Annotated in this window: 16 protein-coding genes; 10 read left to right on the top strand and 6 right to left on the bottom strand. The window is 39.8% G+C overall.

All coding sequences use genetic code 11. The annotated features are described in order from the left end of the window. Positions 1-97: 97 nt before the first annotated feature. Together MKL32_RS01810 and MKL32_RS01805 are read left to right on the top strand one after the other, a co-directional pair. Positions 98-763: a TetR/AcrR family transcriptional regulator gene (locus MKL32_RS01810; RefSeq protein ID WP_171065654.1), complete on the top strand. Its 666-nt coding sequence runs from the start codon at positions 98-100 to the stop codon at positions 761-763. 103 nt (positions 764-866) lie between these two features. After that, positions 867-1787: a DMT family transporter gene (locus MKL32_RS01805; protein WP_125297937.1), complete on the top strand. Its 921-nt coding sequence runs from the start codon at positions 867-869 to the stop codon at positions 1785-1787. A gap of 394 nt (positions 1788-2181) precedes the next feature. Here MKL32_RS01805 and MKL32_RS01800 read toward each other — a convergent pair whose 3' ends face one another. From MKL32_RS01800 to MKL32_RS01790, 3 genes are read right to left on the bottom strand one after another with little or no spacing between them, the layout of a single operon-like run. After that, the gene (locus tag MKL32_RS01800) at positions 2182-2751 is read right to left on the bottom strand and encodes a Sua5/YciO/YrdC/YwlC family protein (RefSeq protein WP_125297938.1); all 570 of its coding nucleotides are present in this window, start codon (positions 2749-2751) and stop codon (positions 2182-2184) included. Between the two features lie 37 nt (positions 2752-2788). After that, the gene (dprA, locus tag MKL32_RS01795) at positions 2789-3916 is read right to left on the bottom strand and encodes a DNA-processing protein DprA (RefSeq protein ID WP_126132481.1); all 1128 of its coding nucleotides are present in this window, start codon (positions 3914-3916) and stop codon (positions 2789-2791) included. Positions 3917-3925: 9 nt separating this feature from the next. Next, complete coding sequence (locus tag MKL32_RS01790; RefSeq protein WP_004905510.1) at positions 3926-5077, bottom strand: LysM peptidoglycan-binding domain-containing protein; 1152 nt, start codon at positions 5075-5077, stop codon at positions 3926-3928. 120 nt (positions 5078-5197) lie between these two features. Here MKL32_RS01790 and def point away from each other — a divergent pair, with 120 nt between their 5' ends. The 3 genes from def to MKL32_RS01775 all read left to right on the top strand — a co-directional run bounded on the left by def (position 5198) and on the right by MKL32_RS01775 (position 8357). Continuing rightward, complete coding sequence (gene def / locus MKL32_RS01785) at positions 5198-5728, top strand: peptide deformylase (protein ID WP_004905508.1); 531 nt, start codon at positions 5198-5200, stop codon at positions 5726-5728. Positions 5729-5749: 21 nt separating this feature from the next. Beyond that, complete coding sequence (locus tag MKL32_RS01780) at positions 5750-6187, top strand: DUF2946 family protein (protein WP_039048136.1); 438 nt, start codon at positions 5750-5752, stop codon at positions 6185-6187. 73 nt (positions 6188-6260) lie between these two features. Further along, positions 6261-8357: a TonB-dependent copper receptor gene (locus MKL32_RS01775; protein ID WP_204379130.1), complete on the top strand. Its 2097-nt coding sequence runs from the start codon at positions 6261-6263 to the stop codon at positions 8355-8357. A gap of 46 nt (positions 8358-8403) precedes the next feature. Here MKL32_RS01775 and MKL32_RS01770 read toward each other — a convergent pair whose 3' ends face one another. Beyond that, positions 8404-9165, bottom strand: coding sequence for a hypothetical protein (locus MKL32_RS01770; protein ID WP_204379129.1), 762 nt, complete (start codon positions 9163-9165; stop codon positions 8404-8406). A gap of 345 nt (positions 9166-9510) precedes the next feature. Further along, positions 9511-13011, bottom strand: a complete 3501-nt coding sequence (locus MKL32_RS01765) for a hybrid sensor histidine kinase/response regulator (protein WP_270900109.1) — start codon at positions 13009-13011, stop codon at positions 9511-9513. A 184-nt stretch (positions 13012-13195) separates the two neighbouring features. Here MKL32_RS01765 and MKL32_RS01760 point away from each other — a divergent pair, with 184 nt between their 5' ends. Both MKL32_RS01760 and MKL32_RS01755 read left to right on the top strand, forming a co-directional pair. Next, positions 13196-13528, top strand: a complete 333-nt coding sequence (locus MKL32_RS01760; RefSeq protein ID WP_004956538.1) for a DUF485 domain-containing protein — start codon at positions 13196-13198, stop codon at positions 13526-13528. Position 13529: 1 nt separating this feature from the next. Beyond that, the gene (locus MKL32_RS01755) at positions 13530-15245 is read left to right on the top strand and encodes a cation acetate symporter (protein ID WP_004905491.1); all 1716 of its coding nucleotides are present in this window, start codon (positions 13530-13532) and stop codon (positions 15243-15245) included. Positions 15246-15297: 52 nt separating this feature from the next. Here the strand turns inward: MKL32_RS01755 and MKL32_RS01750 are convergent, their stop codons facing one another. Beyond that, positions 15298-16503: an oxygenase MpaB family protein gene (locus tag MKL32_RS01750; RefSeq protein ID WP_125272750.1), complete on the bottom strand. Its 1206-nt coding sequence runs from the start codon at positions 16501-16503 to the stop codon at positions 15298-15300. A gap of 85 nt (positions 16504-16588) precedes the next feature. On the opposite strand from MKL32_RS01750, the gene MKL32_RS01745 reads away from it, so the two are divergent. From MKL32_RS01745 to MKL32_RS01735, 3 genes are all read left to right on the top strand, one after another. Further along, complete coding sequence (locus MKL32_RS01745) at positions 16589-17188, top strand: TetR/AcrR family transcriptional regulator (protein ID WP_005403964.1); 600 nt, start codon at positions 16589-16591, stop codon at positions 17186-17188. Positions 17189-17223: 35 nt separating this feature from the next. Beyond that, a complete protein-coding gene (locus MKL32_RS01740) occupies positions 17224-17913 on the top strand; it encodes an ion channel (RefSeq protein ID WP_004956532.1) in 690 nt (229 codons plus the stop codon). A gap of 159 nt (positions 17914-18072) precedes the next feature. Further along, positions 18073-20049 (top strand): BCCT family transporter, encoded by a 1977-nt coding sequence (locus MKL32_RS01735; RefSeq protein ID WP_005403966.1) that lies wholly within the window; start codon positions 18073-18075, stop codon positions 20047-20049. Positions 20050-20480: the final 431 nt, after the last annotated feature.

Raw genomic sequence — 20480 nt, 5'->3', positions numbered from 1 at the left:
AGATGCATAACAATAAAATTTCGAATACTGGTTAAATTTTTATAACGATCGTTATAAAATGAAAATAGATGCGTCAATTAATTTAATAATGATCGTTATGAAAATATCTATGGCTTTTATGAAAGATACGCATGAATCTCACCTAATGCCTTGTGATAATAGCCTTAAAAAGAAACGTGGTCGCCCAAAGTGTTTTGATGAACAACAAGCCTTACAAAAAGCCATGCTATTGTTTTGGGAACATGGCTTTGAAGCGACATCGATGAGTGATTTAACTCAAGCTTTAGGGTTAACTGCACCCAGTTTATACAGTAGCTTTGGTGATAAGGTGGGACTTTTTTATAAGTGTATCGACTACTATTTGGCTCATGAAGCATGTCCAATTGAAGCGATTTTCTTAGAGGCGAAAACTGCCAAAGTCGCATTTGAATTATTTCTTTATGACAATGTACAACGTTTGGTTCAACCCAATAAACCTACAGGTTGTATGCTTGTCGTTGCTACCATGAATTGTTCTGATCATGCGCAGACAGTGCAGCATACTATTCTTGAAAAGCGCCTGAAGACCAAACAAAAAATGCTTGAGCGTTTAAAACAAGGTGTAGAAAATGGTGACATTGCTCAGTCTACCTCTCTACAAGAGATAGCAGATTTCTATGCAACAGTCTTACAAGGATTGACTGTGCAAGCACGAGATGGTGCAACGGTTCAACAACTGCATAAGGTGGTTGAACACGCAATGCGTAGCTGGGACTTATTCTAAATTTGATGTCTAAACAGCGATATAAATGTCTGAAATACGATATTTAAATTGATTTAGACATCTTTCAAAATATTCGCATTACTTAGAAAATGCGGGAAAGTGGATGGGTCAGCTAAGCAAATATCAAAAATGGGTGTTTATCTTACCTCTCATTGCTGTTTTCATTTGGTCATTGAACATTGCGGTGACTCGTTATGTTGCAGATTATATTTCACCTGCCAGTATTAGTTTTTATCGGTGGTTTGTCGCTTTTATTATCCTGACGCCATTCATGCTGCCCAAAGTTTGGCAACAACGTGCTTTGATTCGACCTTTGATTGGACGTTTAGCTGTGTTAAGTGCTTTTGGTATGGTGTTATATCAAGGTCTCTCATATACTGCGGCACATTATACGACGGCGACCAATATGGGCATCGTCAATGCATTTGTTCCCATTTTTACTATATTTATTTCATATTTGATTTTAAAGGATAAACCTAATCGTTTTGCGATCGTTGGTAGTTTATTGTCCTTTGCTGGATTGATCTATGTGATGAGCCAAGGTCAGCTTTCTAGTTTGTTTGCTCAAGGTGGGCATTGGGGAGATGCTGTCATGGTGATTGCGGTAGGATTCTATGCATTTTATGGGGTGTTTCTCAAAAAATGGCAAGTCCAGTTACCCTTGATGACCAGTCTATATGTACAAATAGGGTTTGCATTGTTATATCACGTCCCATTTTTATTATATTTAGGCTTGGATGCGATTGATGCAGAGAATGCCATGAGTGTGCTTTATGCTGGTATGTTTCCATCTTTGATTGCTCCCTTGTTATGGATGGTGGCAGTACAAGCGATTGGCCCAAATCGAACCAGTATTTTTATGAATCTTATGCCAGTATTTACGGCAGTGATAGCCAGTGTTTGGTTGGCTGAACAATGGACAATTTATCACTCGGTTGGCGGTATAATGATTCTCATAGGGATTATTTTGGCTCAAAAAAAGACAAAAAAAGTTGTTCAATCACAGTTGGAAACGGCGACTTAGTTGCGTATAAATGAGATGGTTTTGCTTAAAAGAGCAACAAACGAACGTAATTTTTTTATTAACTGTTTATTCTTTCTATATGATTTACAAATATATTTTAAAGGAGTGCCTCATTTGTGATTCTGAAAAAGATCAATAAAAATAAAAATATATTTTTATTAGATCTTTAAAACTGACAAAAAAGGTACGCTTTTCACTTTTTTTGTTAGATAAATAATATATTTGTATAAGATGAATGATTGATCCATAATACTCAACACAGCAAGATGATTCGTTTTAGAATGAATGAGTTGCTTACCAAATTTGCGAACCCTCTGGATGTGATGATACACATCCTTTTTATGCTCAGTTATCCCTATATAACTGAGCTTTTTTTTATCTGCTATTCATGTAATTAAGCGCGAATCACTTCACCTGTTAGTGCATTTAGAATACGACTTGGTTCTTGGCTCAAGCCTAATTTACCATCTAGATAATGCAGAGATGAACCAAAATAAGCTTGTGCTTCTTCTAAACTTTTTGCTGGAGTTAAGCCTGCGGGATTTGCGCTTGTCGATACGATAAATCCACCAAATGAATCACATAGCTCTACGCACAAAGGATGTGTTGTTACACGAACAGCAACCAAAGGGTGTTGTCCTTTAATCCAAGTCGGGATATGTTGGTCGGCTGGAAGTAGCCATGTTGTGGCACGTTCGGTCTCTTGACGATTTGACCAACTGGCAATCACTTGGTTGCGGAGGCTGGATTCTAGGTTCTGTAGTAGATGTTCTACTTGTTCTAGATGCCCAGCTAATAAAATCACGCCTTTTTCAACTGGACGATGTTTTAACTCAAGAATGTCTTGAAATGCTTGTTGATTAAAAGGATCACAGCCCAAACCCCAAACGGCTTCTGTTGGATAGGCGAGGACTTGTCCTTGTTTTAGACAATCAGCGGCTTCAGCAATCGAGTTTGTAATCATGTCTAGGTAGGTACTAACAGAAAAGATTGGCTATAGTTTAATGGATTGGACGACAACGTAAATAGCGACCACCTTGTTGTATGCACAAACCTAGTAACTCTAATTCCATTAATTGAGATGTGATTTCAGAGATTGGTGCTGGATAGCGTTGGCTGAGTAAATCTAAATCCTGTCCAATCCAATCTAAATTCTGATACAAGCTAATCAAATGTGGTGGAAGTGTTGAGTGCTGTTCTACAGCATCTTTAGTGTGTTGTTGGGTCTGCCAATGTGTTGGTAATGCTAAATCTTCAATAATCTGTTCAGGATGATCGACCAAAACAGCCCCTTCACGAATTAGTTGATGACAGCCTTGATGGTATTCACTGTAAATATGACCAGGGATAGCAAATACCATTTTACCTTGATTGGCTGCTTCATTCGCCGTAATCAAAGATCCACTTTTTAGTGCTGCTTCAACCACTAAGACACCTAAACTTAAGCCACTAACAATCCGATTTCGTCGTGGAAAATGTTGTTGTAATGGGAGTGTCGTAGGAAGAAACTCTGTGATGATGGCACCTGATTGAGCAATTTGTTGTGCCAATGGTTTATTTTGAGTGGGATAAACGGTATCTAACCCAGTACCTGTGACAGCGATACTTCGATGATGTGCTAAGCCACCGCGATGAGCAGCTTCATCAATCCCATGTGCAAGACCACTGGTAATATAAAATCCTTTCTCACTAAGGTAATAAGCAAAATCATAAGCCACTTGGCGACCATGTGGACTAGGTTTTCGGCTCCCCACTAATGCAATTTGCGGTTGCAGTAAAGCTTGAAGATGACCTTGACCAAATAATATGGGTGGATGATCTGCATAAGGTATGAGTTGTTTGGGATAGTCAATATCGTGTGGCGTCAGGATAAAGTCACAGTGCTTCAAAATCAGTTGAACTATATGTTCAAATTGTTTTTGACCTTGTGTGCTTTGAAATTCTTCTAAGCGTTTTAGATGGTTTGCATGTAAACCGAGTTGATACCACTCAGAGAATCGGTGACTTTGTGTTGCTTGTTCACAACTTCCAAAATGTTTCAGAATTTTGTGAAAGCTGGATAGGGAATGTTGAACCAAATACCACACCAACACGGTATGGGAGTGGTGGGGTGATAATTGATTCAACATAGTTTGTTCTTAGTCATCCAAGCGTGGTGGTTGGATGTTTGAACCGACCTTGATTGGTAGTTCACTTTCTAAAACGTAGGCATAGCTGATACGATCAAAACTCTTGAAGATCATCAAGCTACCCACATATTGTCCAGGTAATTTAACTTTCTCTTTAGTTTTTGGATCTTGTACGATCTCACCCTCTTGGTAGGTGCTAAAGACTTGACCAATTTCAACGCCATCAGCAGTACCACGATCAACAGTGACAACACCATTTTTTGCGGCTGTACCAATCGATCCTAATACACGAATCACTTTACCGCCATCGCGTACTTGTTTTGCATCGATAGGATAGAATAAGGTTGGCAACATTGCCTCTTGTTCAAGCATCACGCGATCACCACGACGAACTTCGCCGTTATAGCTATCAGTGAGTTCAACCGTAGTAATGTCGTTTTCATTGCGCACAGCAACACCAGATGCGACTTGAAGTAATTCAACACCTAGGTTTTGTTTTTTGCCTTGCTCATCGACCACGATGTAAGGTTCACCTTCACGGTAAACGCCATAACGCTGACCATTTTCTAGACCTTGACCACGGACGTAAACACTTTGCCCTTTGCCTGCAAGCACGCGATTGTCTGCTGTGCCTAAGATATAAGGGGTATTCGCAATCGCATCCGCTGGTAATACTGAACTACGTTCTAACCATTGTTGAATATGAGCTAATGGAATAACGGGCACACTATTGTTCAATGCTTCGATACGTACTTGCGGACGTAAAGTTGTTCCGCCACCTGTATAACGACGAATAATACCGTCACAGCCGTCACCTTCATCTTTACCGATTAACGGTTTGCCATTCAAACTACAGAGTAGTAAGCGGTCACCTGGATAAATCCAGTGAGGATTCTTAACGTGTTTATTGCTTGCCCAAATTTCTGGCCAGCGCCATGGTTTACTTAAAAACTTGCCTGAGATATCCCAAAGGGTATCGCCTTTTTTCACTACATAGACATGTGGTGCCCCAGCTTTGACAGAGGGTGGGCTAACATTAGGGCTTGCTGCATGCGTTATATTTACCGTCATGCCTAATCCTGCACAGATGGCAACAGCAATCAGTTGTTTTTTTAACCCCAAGGCATGAAATGAGTGTATGCCGTTTAAAACCTTTTTCATTATCATAATTCCTAAAAATTATGTGTGTAGTTGCGCTATAATAACGACTTTACACACAATTTTTTGATCAAGCATTCCCTTCAGTTGGTTTTCTGATCAATGGCATAAATGAGGAACAGTATGGCCTTATTACCTATTTTAAGTTTTCCTGATCCCCGTCTTCGTACCATTGCCAAGCCAGTCGAAGAAGTCACTGATGATATTCGTCAGCTTGCAGCAGATATGTTAGAAACCATGTACGAGGCACCGGGTATAGGTTTAGCGGCAACTCAGGTTGATCATCATATTCAGCTTATTGTCATGGACCTTTCTGAAGAGAAAAATCAACCGATGGTGTTCATTAACCCCAAAGTCACTCCACTGACTCAAGAGACTCAGCCGTACGAAGAAGGCTGTCTCTCTGTGCCTCAAATATACGACAAAGTTGAGCGTCCGTCACGTGTAAAAATTGAAGCAATTAACCTTGATGGTCAAGCATTTGAGTTAGAAGCTGACGAACTTCTCGCAGTTTGTATCCAACATGAAATGGATCACTTAAATGGCAAACTTTTTGTTGATTATTTATCGCCATTAAAACGTCAGCGTGCGCGTGAAAAGGTTGAGAAAGTAGTACGCCAGCGTGAAAAAGAGAAAGTTGCCGTGAAGCGCTAAGCTCATCGTTGGTTTTTCGTGATGCCATTATTGTTTCGCAGCGGTTTATTATTCGCATTTACCGCAGTCTGTTTGCAGATTGCGGTGTTTTTGCAGCCTCTACTGCCGAAGCAATATCAAATCGCACCAGTCTGTGAAACGATTACCAAAGCTTTACTGTTACCTCAGGTACAAGCTGAGCAAAGTCAATCACAGCATCATGCTCATCACCATTCACATCAACTCGAACAAGCACCCGCATCTACATCTTCGCACGATCATCACGATCCCAATCATCAATGTCAGTACTGTACGGTATATGCCAATTTAGTATTGCCGCCTGATGTTGGTGTCAAAGAAATTTTAGTTCGCGTTCAAGTACGTTTAGTCGCATTTCAGCAAACATTTCACCATGTTTATTTTGCACTACAACGACTTTTTCTATTGCCACAAGGGCGAGCCCCACCTGTTTTCGCATAAATCAAAGCACTTTTTCTTAGGGTTTGTATGAACTCTAAGCCCGTTTTATTTATGTTTTAAGAGAAGACATCTCATGGCACAGCCTAAATTTTTATTACAACCCTTAACGGTTGCGATTCTTGCTGCCTCAAATTCGAGCTTACTTTGGGCAAATTCTGAAGATTTATCGACTCAGCAACGTGTTGAAGCAAAGCTTGCACCTATTGTTGTGACTGCTCAACAACCGAACCAAAATAATGGTTTAGTCATTGAAGCTGATCCTAAACAACCCATACAACCTGTACCAGCAACTGATGGTGCTGATTATTTGCAAAGCATCTTAGGCTTTAGTGCCATCAAAAATGGTGGAACGAATGGTGATGTTACATTTAGAGGAATGTTTGGTTCTCGGATAAAAATGCTTGTGGATGGAAGCGAGAGTTTAGGTGCTTGTCCACAACGAATGGATGCTCCGACTTCATATATTCAGCCTGAAAGTTTTGACAAAATTACGGTAGTGAAAGGTCCACAAACTGTTCAATACGCAACGCCTGGCTCTGCAGCAACGGTGATTTTTGAGCGCCAACCAGAGAATTTGAGTAAAGATCAGCCTTATCGTGGACAAGCGAGCGTCTTGATCGGTTCATATGGGAGACTCGATCATAATGTAGAGGCTGCGATTGGGGATGAGAGCAAATATGCGCGATTAAATGCTAATCGTTCTGTCTCAAATGATTATCAAGATGGTGATGGTCAGACGGTTCATTCAAATTGGGAGCGCTGGAATGCCGATCTTGCCTTAGGCTGGAAGCCTTCAGAAGATTCTTGGTTAGAGTTTCGTGCGGGTAAAGCAGATGGCGAAGCGGCATATGCAGGTCGTACTATGGATGGTTCGCAATTTAAACGCGAAAGTTTAGCTTTGCATGCGGAACAAAAGAATATCAGTGAGGTGATTAAGAAGCTTCAAGCACAGATTGATTACAGTTATAACGATCATGTGATGGATAATTTTAGTCTACGCACACCTCCGATGACCACGATGAAAATGCACGGTATGGAGATGACTGTACCGAACAAAATGTCGATGCGTGTTGATCGTCGTACCTTAAATACACGTCTAGCAGTAACAACCGATTGGGACAAATTTAGCGTGATTTCGGGTGTAGACACGCAACAGAATAAGCATGGTGGCGATATGGTGATGTATGCCATGCCGAAGATGAACATGCCTTATGCGGAAGACTTGAAGTTTCAATCTTATGGTGCATTTAGTGAGTGGACTTATGCGATTGATCAAGATCAAAAAGTCGTAGCAGGAGTGCGTGTCGATCAAATCAAAATAGACAATCTGCAAAATGCTAAAAATCGTAAAGATACTGTACCAAGTGGATTTGTACGCTTGGAAAAGAGTCTCCCAGAACATGGTTTAAAGACTTATCTAGGTTTGGGATATGTGGAGCGTACACCTGACTTTTGGGAGTTATATAGCACCACGACAGATCATGGTGTAGGTTCCACAGATATGATGGGTAAAACCACATATAAAATGGTGGATAATCTAGACAATCTGAACAATGAACGCACTGCACAATTGGATCTCGGTTTGCAAGCAGAGCATGGTGCATGGAGTACTTGGGCATCAGTTTATGCTGGATTAATCAAAGATTTCATCCTACTTGAATACAATACAACAGATAAAAGAAAACCACTTGCGCGTAATGTTGATGCCACAATTGCTGGGGCAGAGGCTGGGGTAGGTTATCAATTTAATGATCATTTCCAAGCAGATATTTCAGCAATGTATGCGTGGGGTGAAAATAGGTCAGATGATCGTGCTTTGCCACAGATAGCACCTTTTGAAGCGCGTATGAATCTTCGTTATGTGGATGAAAAATATAGTCTAGGATTGCTATGGCGTGCCGTTGCAAAACAGGATCGTATCAGTCTCAATGAAGGGAATGTGGTTGGTTATGATATGAATGAAAGTAAAGCATTCGATACCCTAGCTGTAAATGGAACTTATAAGCTAACTGATGCAGTCGATGTTTCAGTCGGGATTGATAACGTTTTAGATAAGGCTTATACAGAGCACTTAAATAAAGCAGGCGCTTCGATGTTTGGTTATGCTGCCAATGAGCAATTCAATAATATTGGACGTAATTATTGGATGCGTATGAGTATGAAGTTCTAAGGAATAAAAAAACAAGGTGGGAATTCCACCTTGTTTTATTTTGCAGTTAAGCCAAACAATCTTGTTTTGGCATCAAACTATCGCAATACAACGGATTTAAAGCACATTGTAGGTCATCAATTTGTTCTTGGGTCACATAGCCTTTAGCTTTGAGATATTCTGCAACGCGATCATCTCTTAAACTTAAGAATGCTGCATCGTAAACCCCTAAATCTACAAATAAAGCAGCAGTTTCTAAGCTATTAAAATGATCTAAAAATACGTCATTTTCATACATCAGGAATACATGGTCTAAGTCTGCATTCGCATCGACTTTGAGTCGTTGTGCAAGCTCTAAAGGACGTGTTTTGATAAACAGTAAATCGGTCAATTCATCAAATTGTGATTTATCGAGTTGATGTGTACCTGTTTTAACGTGCCCTAACCATGCTTTAAAGACGAGAACTGCACCTCCACGAAGTAGCATGCTCCACATTTGATGGCGTGTATCGTGATCTAAATGTGCAGATTCATTTTCCAAGGCTTTAACTAGATTCTCTTCTTGCTGAGCTAATTTATCAAAAAGCCCTAAACCTTGTGGATGATATGCAGCTGGTGCAAAAACATCAAAATTCAGTTCGTGAAACACTTTTAGCGCTAGAGGAACAGCAGCTTGATACAGTGTGTTTAATGCACGAGTGTGTAATTCACTGAGCTTGCTTTGTTCGAAAATTTGTTGCCAGTCAAGTTTTGGAAGTAGCGCATTCGCACTATATTGGCGATAAAATTGTAATGCGGTATGCTCTGAAGTGGCTGTATTGCTATTCATGATCAATGTCCTTTTTGGCGAGAGTAAGAAACCAAAGGATTGATGCATTGGTTTCTTGCAATTTGATCAATTTATGCGTGATTTAAAAAGCAAGTAGAATACGACTAAAGTTGTAGATATGGGTTTTTATGTTATAAAAATAATTAAAATCAATGATATATGTAATTGTAAGTAAGTGTACAAACGTTCACTAATGTAAGTGGTTTATTTTGCCATAGTCAACTACTGTTTGAGCATTTTGGTCAATTTTTTAGCAACCAAAATGCTTTTTGTTGATCACTTCTGCCTATATCTAAAAATATTATGCTAGTCACTGATCATTAATGGGCGTTTGACCCTTCTAACTTAATTTTTGTGCATCGGCATAATTTTTAACCCCGAAAGCCACGAACGCAGACCTGCTGGTTTTAGTGGTTTTTTCAGTAAGACGATATTCTGTTGTTTAAGTTTTTGCGGTAACTCTGGGTCAGAATCTGCAGTGATGAGTGCAACAGGAATGTGGGCAGGGCGATGCTGTTTGATAAAATCGAGTCCACGTTGATCATGATTTAAATGTTGATCAATCAGCCAAACCTGAATATCTTCATGTTGGATCAGCTCTAATGCTTCTGCTGGTTCAGTGGCAGTAAAGATTTGATAACCCCATTTGCTGAGTAAAGTCCGCATACCTTCCAAAATCGTTTCATCATTATCTAAACATAAAACTTTATAAGCCGTATGTTGTAAGGCGGTCATTTGTGGTGAGGCGACTTGGATTTTTGGAGCTTCTGCTAGAGGTACTTCAATCATAAAACAAGAACCTTTACCCAACTCAGAATAAACTTGAACAGGAAAATCTAGTAAGCTCGTCATACGTTGCACAATCGCTAGACCTAAACCAAGTCCTTGTTCACCCCATGGTGAAGTATGTCCACAACGTTCAAACTCTTGGAAAAGTTTTACGCGTTGTTGTTCATTGATACCAGGTCCTGTATCCCACACACCGATTCGAATATGATTCGGACGTTGAGCTGAACGTAATACACCTACTACAACACGACCTTGAGCAGTATAACGTAATGCATTGCTGACAAAATTTTGGATTATTCGTCGCATCCATTGTGGATCAGTATCTACCCAAAACTTAGTGTCATGCACTTTGAGTTGAATATTGCGTTGAGCTGCGATGGATTTAAATTGCAATTCGAGATCACTCAATAAATCATGTAATGAATAGGCTTGACGCTTCGGTTGAATGGTTCCACCTTCGAGGCGAGCAATATCTAAAAGTGCGGATAACATACTCTCTGCACCATAGAGTGCACGGTCTAGCTGTTGAAGGGTGAGTTGATCATCTGGATTATCAATACTTTGCTCAAGTGCAGTACTAAACAGTCGTGCCGCATGCATCGGTTGTAATAAGTCATGGCTTGCGGCAGCCAAGAATCGACTTTTGGATTGATTGGCTTTATCGGCTTGTTCAAGTGCTAATTGCTGTTCTGTCAATGCATCTGCAAGCTGTCGGGTACGATCACGGACTCTTTCTTCTAAAACAGCTTCATTTTCACGGAACGCCGTAATATCTGCGAAAGTCGTGACAAAACCACCACCTTCGATTGGATTACCACGCATTTGAATCACAAGACCATCTTTACGAATCCGTTCAAATTCATGAGCACTTCCAACTTTCATCCAATGAATACGTTTACGAACATGTTCCTCAACTGGTCCTGGACCACATTCACCACGTTCGGCGTTATAGCGTATAAGATCAGCAATTGGACAGCCGACATAAACTAAATCTTTAGGGTAATCAAACAGTTTTAGATATTGATTGTTCCATGCAACTAAACACATATTTTTATCGACCACACTCACCCCTTGAGTCATATGATCAATCATGGTCATCAGTAAGTTTTGGTTGAAACGCTGCCATTGGGAGGCTTGGTCTAAGATATTGGCGACTTGACCTAAAGCTAAACCATTATTGATCAAAGCAGTGGTCAATAATGTTCGTGCCGATGCTGCACCAATGATCCCCGCTAAATATTGTTCAGTAAAACGCCACCACATCCCATTTGCGACATGATTTTCATTTAAAACCACATGATTTTGTTCACAAAATTGCTGGAAGGCTTGGATTGTCGGTTTTTCACCTGTAATTCTTTTCGCGAGAGCGAGTAGGTCACCGACTTTTAATCGTGCGGCATTTTGATGTAAATCACTGAGATCTGTTGAAGTCTGTGCTGAAGGTAGAGGTTTGCTTTCGTAATAAAAGAAACTTTCAGCCTGAATTTGTTCAGCAATACTTGGGCGGTACAAGCGTGAAACCCAAATATACATGGCGATATTTAGTCCTAAAGACCATAAAACACCATGTGTTAATGGAACAAAAGATTCAAAACCTAATAATGCTTCTGGGCGTAAGCTATTAATATCAAAAGGACCAAACAGCAATAAATGTTGAGCAAAATTTTGATAATGCTCAGGAAGACTACGTAAAACTGTTGGGAATAACAGTGTATAGCTCCACATCACAAAGCCAACAATCAGTCCCGCGTATACTCCTTGACGACTAGCTCCTCGCCAGTACAAACCACCAATCAAAGCAGGTGAAAATTGTGCAACTGCACTAAAAGCGAGTAAGCCAAAAACTGATAGTTGGTCGATATCATTGAAAAAATGGAAAAACAAAAAGCCGAGCAGCATGACACCAACGATACTAATCCGACGAGTTAATTTCAAAACACGTGGCAGTTGTTGATCTTGACGAGAAATGATCTTAAATCGCCAAAGTGCAGGCATGATCAAATCATTACTAAGCATGATTGAAAGTGCCACAGATGCAACCAATAACATTCCTGTAGAAGCCGAAAATCCGCCTAGAAATGCCAGTAATGTAAGCCATTCTTGTTGATAACTGAGCGGTAGTGCGAGCACCGCAATATCAGGTGTGCCCAATGATTCAGGCAATGAGTGTAATGCCCAACTTGCGATAGGAATAATCGCGATGATGGTCAAAATCAAATACGCTGCAAACCAACGTCGAGCACCACGGATATGTTTTTCATCGCGTAACTCAACCACTGCAACGTGGAACTGACGAGGCAGACAAATCATGGCTAAACCAGCCAGTAGCGTTTGCACCCAAAAGGTTTCTGGAACGCCAACTTGTTGTAAGTCATGAAAATGTTGACTGACATCGTTGCTGACTTGTTTAATATTTTCAGGCGATTGCAATAAGAAAAATCCTGCAACACAGAGGAGGGCGAATAATTTCACAAAGGATTCAAAGGCAACCGCCAGCATCAAACCGCCATGCTGTTCCGTGTGTGCAATATGTCGTGTTCCGAAAATCATTGCCAAAATAGCCAAAAGGGCTGTCAGCATTAACACACTGTTTGTTGTCGTAGTGACGTGTGCATTTTGTTCTAGAATGACCGATGCACTGAGTGCAATAGCACGTAATTGCAATGCCAAATAAGGAACAATAGCAATGACTGCTAAAATCGTGACGAGTGCAGCCAAACTTCCACTTTTACCGTAACGAGCAGCAACAAAATCGGCAATAGATGAAATGGCATGGTATTGGCGAATACGTCCCAACCGTTTCCAAATATCGTAGCCAAACCAAATAAATAGCAAAGGACCCAGATAAATCGGGAGGAAAATAACACCTTCTCGAACAGCAGCGCCTGTAGCACCATAAAACGTCCAAGATGAACAATACACGCCGAGCGTTAGGCTAAACAACAGCATACGACCACGTGGACTCAAGCGGCTAGCGTGTTTTTCACCGAAGAAAGCACAGCCGAAAAGTAGCACGATATAGAGGGCGAGTACCCCGATAATAAGCCAACTGTTCATATTGCCCACGTGTTCAAATTCCATTTTTTATCATACCCGATGCTTCGCTTGCATGATGAGTTGAGATGTGCATTTAGAGACCAAAGTCTAAGTTACGAGTCAAGCATAATCTTGTTAACTTTAATTATGAAAAATCCCATTTGAAAAGGGGTCCATGGTTGGACACAAAAATAAGGAGTCGGTTATGGATGATTCACAGGTAGAACGAATTCTACGTAATCCAAAGTTTCAAGAGATGGTGAGCAAGAAGCGTACTTTAAGTTGGACATTAACAGCAATCATGTTGTTTATCTACGTCGGCTTTATGCTTTTAGTTGGCTACAACAAAGAATTTCTAGCAAGTTCATTTAGCGGTGGTGTAACAACATGGGGGATGCCTCTTGGTTTGGGCATTATCGTGTTGTCCTTTTTGTTATGTGGTGTGTATTCATATATCGCCAACAATAAATTAGACCGTTTAAATGAAGAGGCTCTCAAGGAAGTTGAGGCGATCACACATGAAAAAGGAATGCACTGAGATGAAAGGGACGTCAATAAAAGCGAAACTCTTCGCTCTCACAAGCTTGGTGAGTTCTGGAATCGCCTACGCTGGACCAGACCTTGGAGCAGCAGAGCAGCAAGCAACCAACTGGCACGCGATCATTATGTTTATGATCTTCGTGGGTTTTACGCTGTTTATTACTAAATGGGCAGCAAAACAGACAACAAATGCTAGTGATTTCTATACGGCAGGCGGTGGTATCAGCGGTTTCCAAAATGGTTTGGCGATTGCGGGTGACTATATGTCGGCAGCATCGTTCTTGGGTATTTCCGCACTTGTTTTTAGTTCAGGTTTTGATGGCTTACTCTACTCACTTGGTTTCATGGTGGGTTGGCCAATTGTATTATTCTTAGTTGCAGAGCGTTTACGTAACTTGGGTAAATACAATTTATCTGACGTGGTTTCTTTCCGCTTAGATGAGAAGCCAGTCCGTACCTTAGCAGCATTTAGTTCATTGGTTGTTGTTGCATTCTATTTGATTGCTCAAATGGTGGGTGCAGGTCAGTTAATCAAATTATTGTTTGGTCTGAACTATAACATCGCTGTTGTGATCGTTGGCTTATTGATGATGGCATACGTAATCTTCGGTGGTATGTTGGCGACCACTTGGGTACAAATCATCAAAGCGGTGATGTTACTCAGTGGTGCGACTTTCATGGCATTTATGGTAATGAAAGCCGTTGGATTTAGTTTCACGAATATGTTTAACCAAGCGATTGGTGTTTATAGCCAAGCGCATGGTATGAGCTGGGAAGAAGCTGCAAAAATCATGGGGCCAGGCAAACTCGCTGCAAACCCAATTGATGCACTGTCATTAGGCCTTGCTTTGATGTTTGGTACTGCTGGTTTACCACATATCTTAATGCGTTTCTTCACAGTTAAAGATGCAAAAGAAGCACGTAAGTCTGTAGTTGTAGCAACTGGTTTTATTGGTTACTTCTATCTTTTAACTTTCATCATTGGTTTCGGTGCAATCTTGTTTGTTGCAAACAACCCTCAATTCCTTGATGTTGCAAAAGCTGCTATGACAGGAAAATTAGAGTTGGTCGGCGGTAACAACATGGCTGCGGTTCACCTTAGTGATGCTGTGGGTGGTGACCTCTTCATGGGCTTCATCTCAGCAGTGGCTTTCGCAACAATCTTGGCGGTTGTTGCTGGTTTGACACTCTCAGGTGCTTCAGCAATTTCTCATGACCTTTATGCAAACGTATTCAAAAAAGGTAAAACGACTCCTCAATCAGAATTGCGTATGTCTAAAATTGCAACTTTAGGCTTAGCAATCTTTGCAATGATCTTGGGGATTTTGTTCGAGAAACAAAACGTTGCCTTCATGGTTGGTTTAGCATTCTCTGTAGCATGTTGTGCAAACTTCCCAGTCCTTGTTTTATCAATGTTCTGGAAAGGCTTAACGACTCGTGGTGCGGTTATCGGTGGTGTTGTTGGTTTAGTTGGTGCAGTGACTCTGATTATCTTATCAAAAGCAGTTTGGGTAGATACGCTTGCGATCTCAGAAACAGCACCAAACCCATTTAATGGTCCTGCATTATTTGCTATGCCACTATCGTTCTTATGCTGCTGGTTCTTCTCTGTAACAGACAAGTCAGCACGCGCTCAAAAAGAACGCAAAGCATTCGACGCACAGTTTGTTCGCTCACAAACAGGTATTGGAATCTCAGGTGCATCTGATCACTAAGTAGATTCTACGCTTTATTAAAAAGCCCTCATCATTGAGGGCTTTTTAATTGCTAATGCATACTGGCCAGTTGTTGTGCTTGATTGCGATAAAGAGACAAGCCAAGTTTTTGCAGATGGCGTCCATTAAGTTCAAGAAACTGATTCAATCGTGGAATATGTTTAGCACCTGAGTAAAGTGCCAAGTTTCGGCCAATCAAATAATAGGCAAACCAAGAGGCTGACTGAGGGGTTAAGCCCAACAATTTCATCTTCTTACGTCCTATAAAGAACTGAGTCAGTTCTAAGTGTTGTTTATATGCCAATTTTTGTTGAAAAGAGCGTAAATAACGATATTTTCGTTCAAAAGGTTCTTTGGAAAGACTTGAGCCAAGTGAAATACTACTTGCATCCGATTTTGGATGCGCGAATTGCATCCAGTAGATGAGTTTCCATCCTTCAGATTCCTGATCCACCAACCATTTTTCCTCAATTCCCATCAACCAACCTGCATATTTCCAAAAGTGTAAAAAGCTGTCGACTTCCTCAGCACTTGGAAAGATACCTAAGGCTCGAATTCCTAATAGCACCACCCCACTAAAGGCAATATTCGTCATGGCTTGATCATATTGATTAATTGGTAAGCCCCATGTTTCAGCATCCCATTTTTCTGATTTTTGTAGTTGATGCCGTACTAAAGAATGAATGAAACGAACATAAATTGTGGAACAAAAGCCCTTGTTATAACGTTCAAAGCCCTCTTTCTCTGTGATATCAACCCACCATTTTGTGGTTTCTGCAAGGCGCGTAGCTGCTTGTTTTTTTAATGCACCTGTGAGGATTAGCGGTTGGTTAAAACCAGGATACATATAGCCCGCCATTAAAGAGAGATCTCTAAGAATCAGACCATTATTTGCTCCCAATCGATAAGTGAATTGCAGAGCTTTATCTATTTTGACTTGGTCATACCAAGTGGGTTTTCGTTCAACTAAGCTAAAAAATTGTGTCAGTTCAGGAACGTCATGAGGCAGTTTATCTAAACCTTCATATAACGCCGTCTCAAAGTATTTTCGATGAAGTTTGGGATTTTGTAATACCCATCGCATCACCTGATCCATCGGCTCATCACCTGCTTGAAGCGCTTCATTGAGTTGTAAATATTCAGCATAGCTTGGTTGTAAATGTTGATTGGTCATATAACCCAAGATTTTGGTTTTTAAATTGGACTGCACCATAGTTTCAAATGCAGCTAAACGATTTGGCTTAGGGATGCTTAGCATTGCAAAACACCTTTGATTGTTATTTAATCAAAGCATAATATGAATATTTATTCGCATTCAATTCGCATTTCAACAGAGCATCTTGATGAGAAAACGCCCACAACAACAACGTGCCAAAATGATCGTTGAAAGTATTTTGGAAGGTACGCAAAAATGCATTTCCGAACAGGGGATTCTGCAACTCACAACACCAAAAATTTCAGAAAAATCAGGTGTAAGCGTTGGTTCGATTTATCAATACTTTGAAAATAAAGATCAGATTGTTTCTGAACTGCTGTTAAGAAAAAGTGAAAATTTAGGACAAGCACTGAAACAGCTGGTGATGCTTCAACAACAGACTGCGATTCAAGATATCATCAGATTGAGTATTGCATTTGGTTTTGAGTCCCTAAAATCCGATCAAGGTTTTTTCATCGAAATTTTAAAAAACTGGCATGCTTATAGTGATTCAGATGCAGCGCAAGTTTTGGAACAGCATTTTTTAGAAATTGGGATGTATTTATTTGGGCGTTATTATCCGCATTGGGATTTTGAAACTTTAAAACATAAGTCCTTTGTGATTATTAATAGTACATTATTTACAATGATGCGTTATGCCAGTAAGAATACGTTTTTAATCAAAGAACAACGCTTACAACAAGAACTCACCAATATGATTATTTCTTATTTAGATGCCATATCATGAGTTCAGAAAAACAATAATTTGGACATGGAAAAGTAATGCAAACAATAAAACAGTTTTGGAATGGATTTAGATTGTTGCCATCAGCTTGGCTCTTATTGGTGCAATTGGCTTTATTAATTTTAGCCACAATCACTTATGACGATAGTGCCTATCGTGCATTAACATGGTCATTAGGTGTTTTAGCCTTACTTATTATTGCAAAAGTCATTCGACAAACCCCAGTATTTGCATTTTGGGGACTATTCTTTGTCAGTGGTGCATTTATATTTTCTATTTTGATCTTTGTCGGTTTTGACAATCATACAATACAGATTACGGCATACAGTTTTGAAGCCTTAGCCTATTTTTATGCAGCGTATGGTTTACTAAGGTATATGTTTTCAGATCGTTATCTCACAAAAGACGAATTATTTGCGGCTGGTGCCGTATTTACTTTGATCGCTTGGGCATTCGCTTTTTTATATAGTATTTGTCAGATTATTTTGCCGAATAGTTTTCAAAATCCAAACCATCCTGAAGCCTTACAACGTTGGTTAGACCTACTCTTTTTGAGTTTTAGTTTGCAATCAGCCACAGGATTATCTGATCTTATGCCACTCAGTCCAGCCGCTCGAGTATTAACCATGCTACAGATGTTTGGTGGTGTGATGTATTTTGCAGTGATTGTTTCGAGATTAATCGCGCTACAATATATTCCTCATGCACCGAAAAATTCACAAGATTAATCTTTAATCCTGTTACAGCATTACAACTGCGTTATTTTTCACGTTTTATATACTTTTGTTTGAGTTTTTCTTGTTTTGAACTCGCTTTTGTTCACATTAAGTGAATGTCTTATTTGACCTATAGGTCTGTCATGATCATTAAAATAATATGGGTGAATTATGTCTTCCAAGACTCCTTCGCAGTTTGCGAATGTGAATCCAAATGTGTTTTTTAGCACAGTCATTATTATCGCAATTTTCTTAGCAATTGTGATAATTGCCCCAAGCTCGTTTGAGTTTTTAACTCAACAACTGAAACAGTGGATCACTGATTCGTTTAGTTGGTTCTATGTATTATCAGTCGCCGTTTTCCTTATTCTACTGATTTACATCGCCTGTTCGGACAGTGGGAAAATCAAACTCGGACCTGATCACAGCCAGCCTGAATATAAAAATGGTTCGTGGTTTGCCATGCTATTTACGGCAGGCATGGGGATTGGTTTGATGTTTTTTGGTGTGGCTGAACCTGTCATGCACTATGTCAGTCCGCCGAGTGGTGATCCTGAAAGTGTCGCCTCAGCTCAACAAGCATTAAGAATTACCTTTTTTCATTGGGGACTACATGCATGGGCAATTTATGCCTTGGTGGGTTTAGCTCTAGCGTATTTTGCGTATCGACATAATTTGCCTTTAAAAACACGTTCAGCACTTTATCCTATTATCGGTGAACGGATTTATGGCCCTTTGGGCGATAGTATTGATACTTTTGCAACGATTGGAACTGTATTTGGTGTCGCGACTTCATTAGGTTTTGGGGTAACGCAAATTAATTCAGGCTTGCATTATTTATTTGGGATAGAACAAAGTACAAATATCCAAGTTGGACTTATTATATTTGTCAGTATTTTGGCATCTTTATCTGTTTTTCTAGGACTCGATAAAGGAGTGAAACGCCTTTCTGAATTAAATCTAATTCTCGCTTTAACCCTTCTTGCTTTTGTATTTATTGCAGGGCCGAGTATCTATCTGTTACAGACCACGATTCAAAATACAGGTTCTTACATCTCAAATTTATTTGCGATGACTTTTAATCTCTACGCCTATCAACCTAATGGTTGGATTGGAGGATGGACAATTCTTTATTGGGCATGGTGGATTTCATGGTCTCCATTCGTGGGAATGTTCATCGCACGAGTATCAAGAGGACGAACAATTCGTGAGTTTATTGTTGGTGTATTACTGATTCCTACAGGCTTTACTATTATTTGGATGGGCTTTTTAGGAAATGCGGCACTTTTTAGCATCATGCAAGAAAGCAATACCAATTTAATTCAGGCGGTACAGTTAGACTCTTCGGTCGCATTATTCGAATTTTTAAATCATCTTCCATTCTCAGGAGTTCTAAGTTCTGTTGCTACGCTTTTGGTTATACTTTTTTTCGTTACCTCAGCTGATTCGGGTGCATTGGTGACGGATTATCTCACCTCAAAAACTGAAAACTCACCGACTTGGCAGCGTTTATTTTGGACTGTCTTGATGGCGCTATTGGCGATTACGCTTTTACTCGTCGGTGGTCTAGCCGCATTACAGTCATCCATTATTATGAGTGCATTGCCTTTTACGATTGTGATGTTGTTGATGAGTTGGGGGCTTTTAAAAGCATTGAATTTGGATGTAACCAAAACTCGAGCTATCCAAGAGGCACGTATCACACCACGCGCAATCAACAACCCACGAAGTTGGCAGCAACGTTTAGGATTGATTATGCATTATCCGCATACAGAACAAGAGGTGAGAAACTATATTGCTAATGATGTTCGTAAAGCCTTTGAAAGCATTCAACGAGAATTCAAACGTCGACATTTAGAAGTTGACATTCAAGAGACTGAAGAGGGTTTGCAGCTACATGTTGACCATCAGCATGAAATTAACTTTATTTATAAAGTCGTATCACATGCAACGCTTCCACCGAGTTTTATGCTCGGTCGATCTGAGATCGACGATTCTTCATATTTCCAAGCCGAAGTGTTTTTGCGAGAGGGTGGTCAAAACTATGATGTAATGGATTGGACGCAAGAAGATTTAATTCAGGACATTATTGATCAGTATGAACGACATCTTTATTTCTTAAATATTGTACGAACGACAACTTTCTAACCCTCAAAAACAATTTCCTGAGAGATTAAAATAACGGATTCAAAGTAATTGAAGCCGTTATTTTATTTTGAATGACTTAAATTTGAGCATTATTGAACTTTAAGAAATATTTTCTAGCTCAGGATGTTGTCTAGAATACAGGCTAAATATAAAAATAGAGTTAGTTTTCTGTAGATAATTAAAACAAATTTTTAATAAAATTATTAAATTACAGTAACTTGGGTTTGTGGAATTCATTTTTTCTTATAATTAATAAATTTTAAATTATATAAATCAGTAAATTAGATAAGTTAAAGTTTAAAAATAAAACAACCAAATAATTAAATTTTTAAAATCGCTTGCAAGCGATTAGAAATGCTGTAGAATGCACATCCATCGGCGGTGATGCGGATAAAAACTTGTTGAGAAACAAGGATTTGGCTAAAGTAGTT

The organism is Acinetobacter sp. AOR34_HL (assembly GCF_027854795.1).
In the GTDB taxonomy this organism is placed as follows: Bacteria; Pseudomonadota; Gammaproteobacteria; order Pseudomonadales; family Moraxellaceae; genus Acinetobacter; species Acinetobacter junii.
Note: the sequence above shows the minus strand (reverse complement) of the source record. Positions and strands in the feature narration are given on the sequence as shown.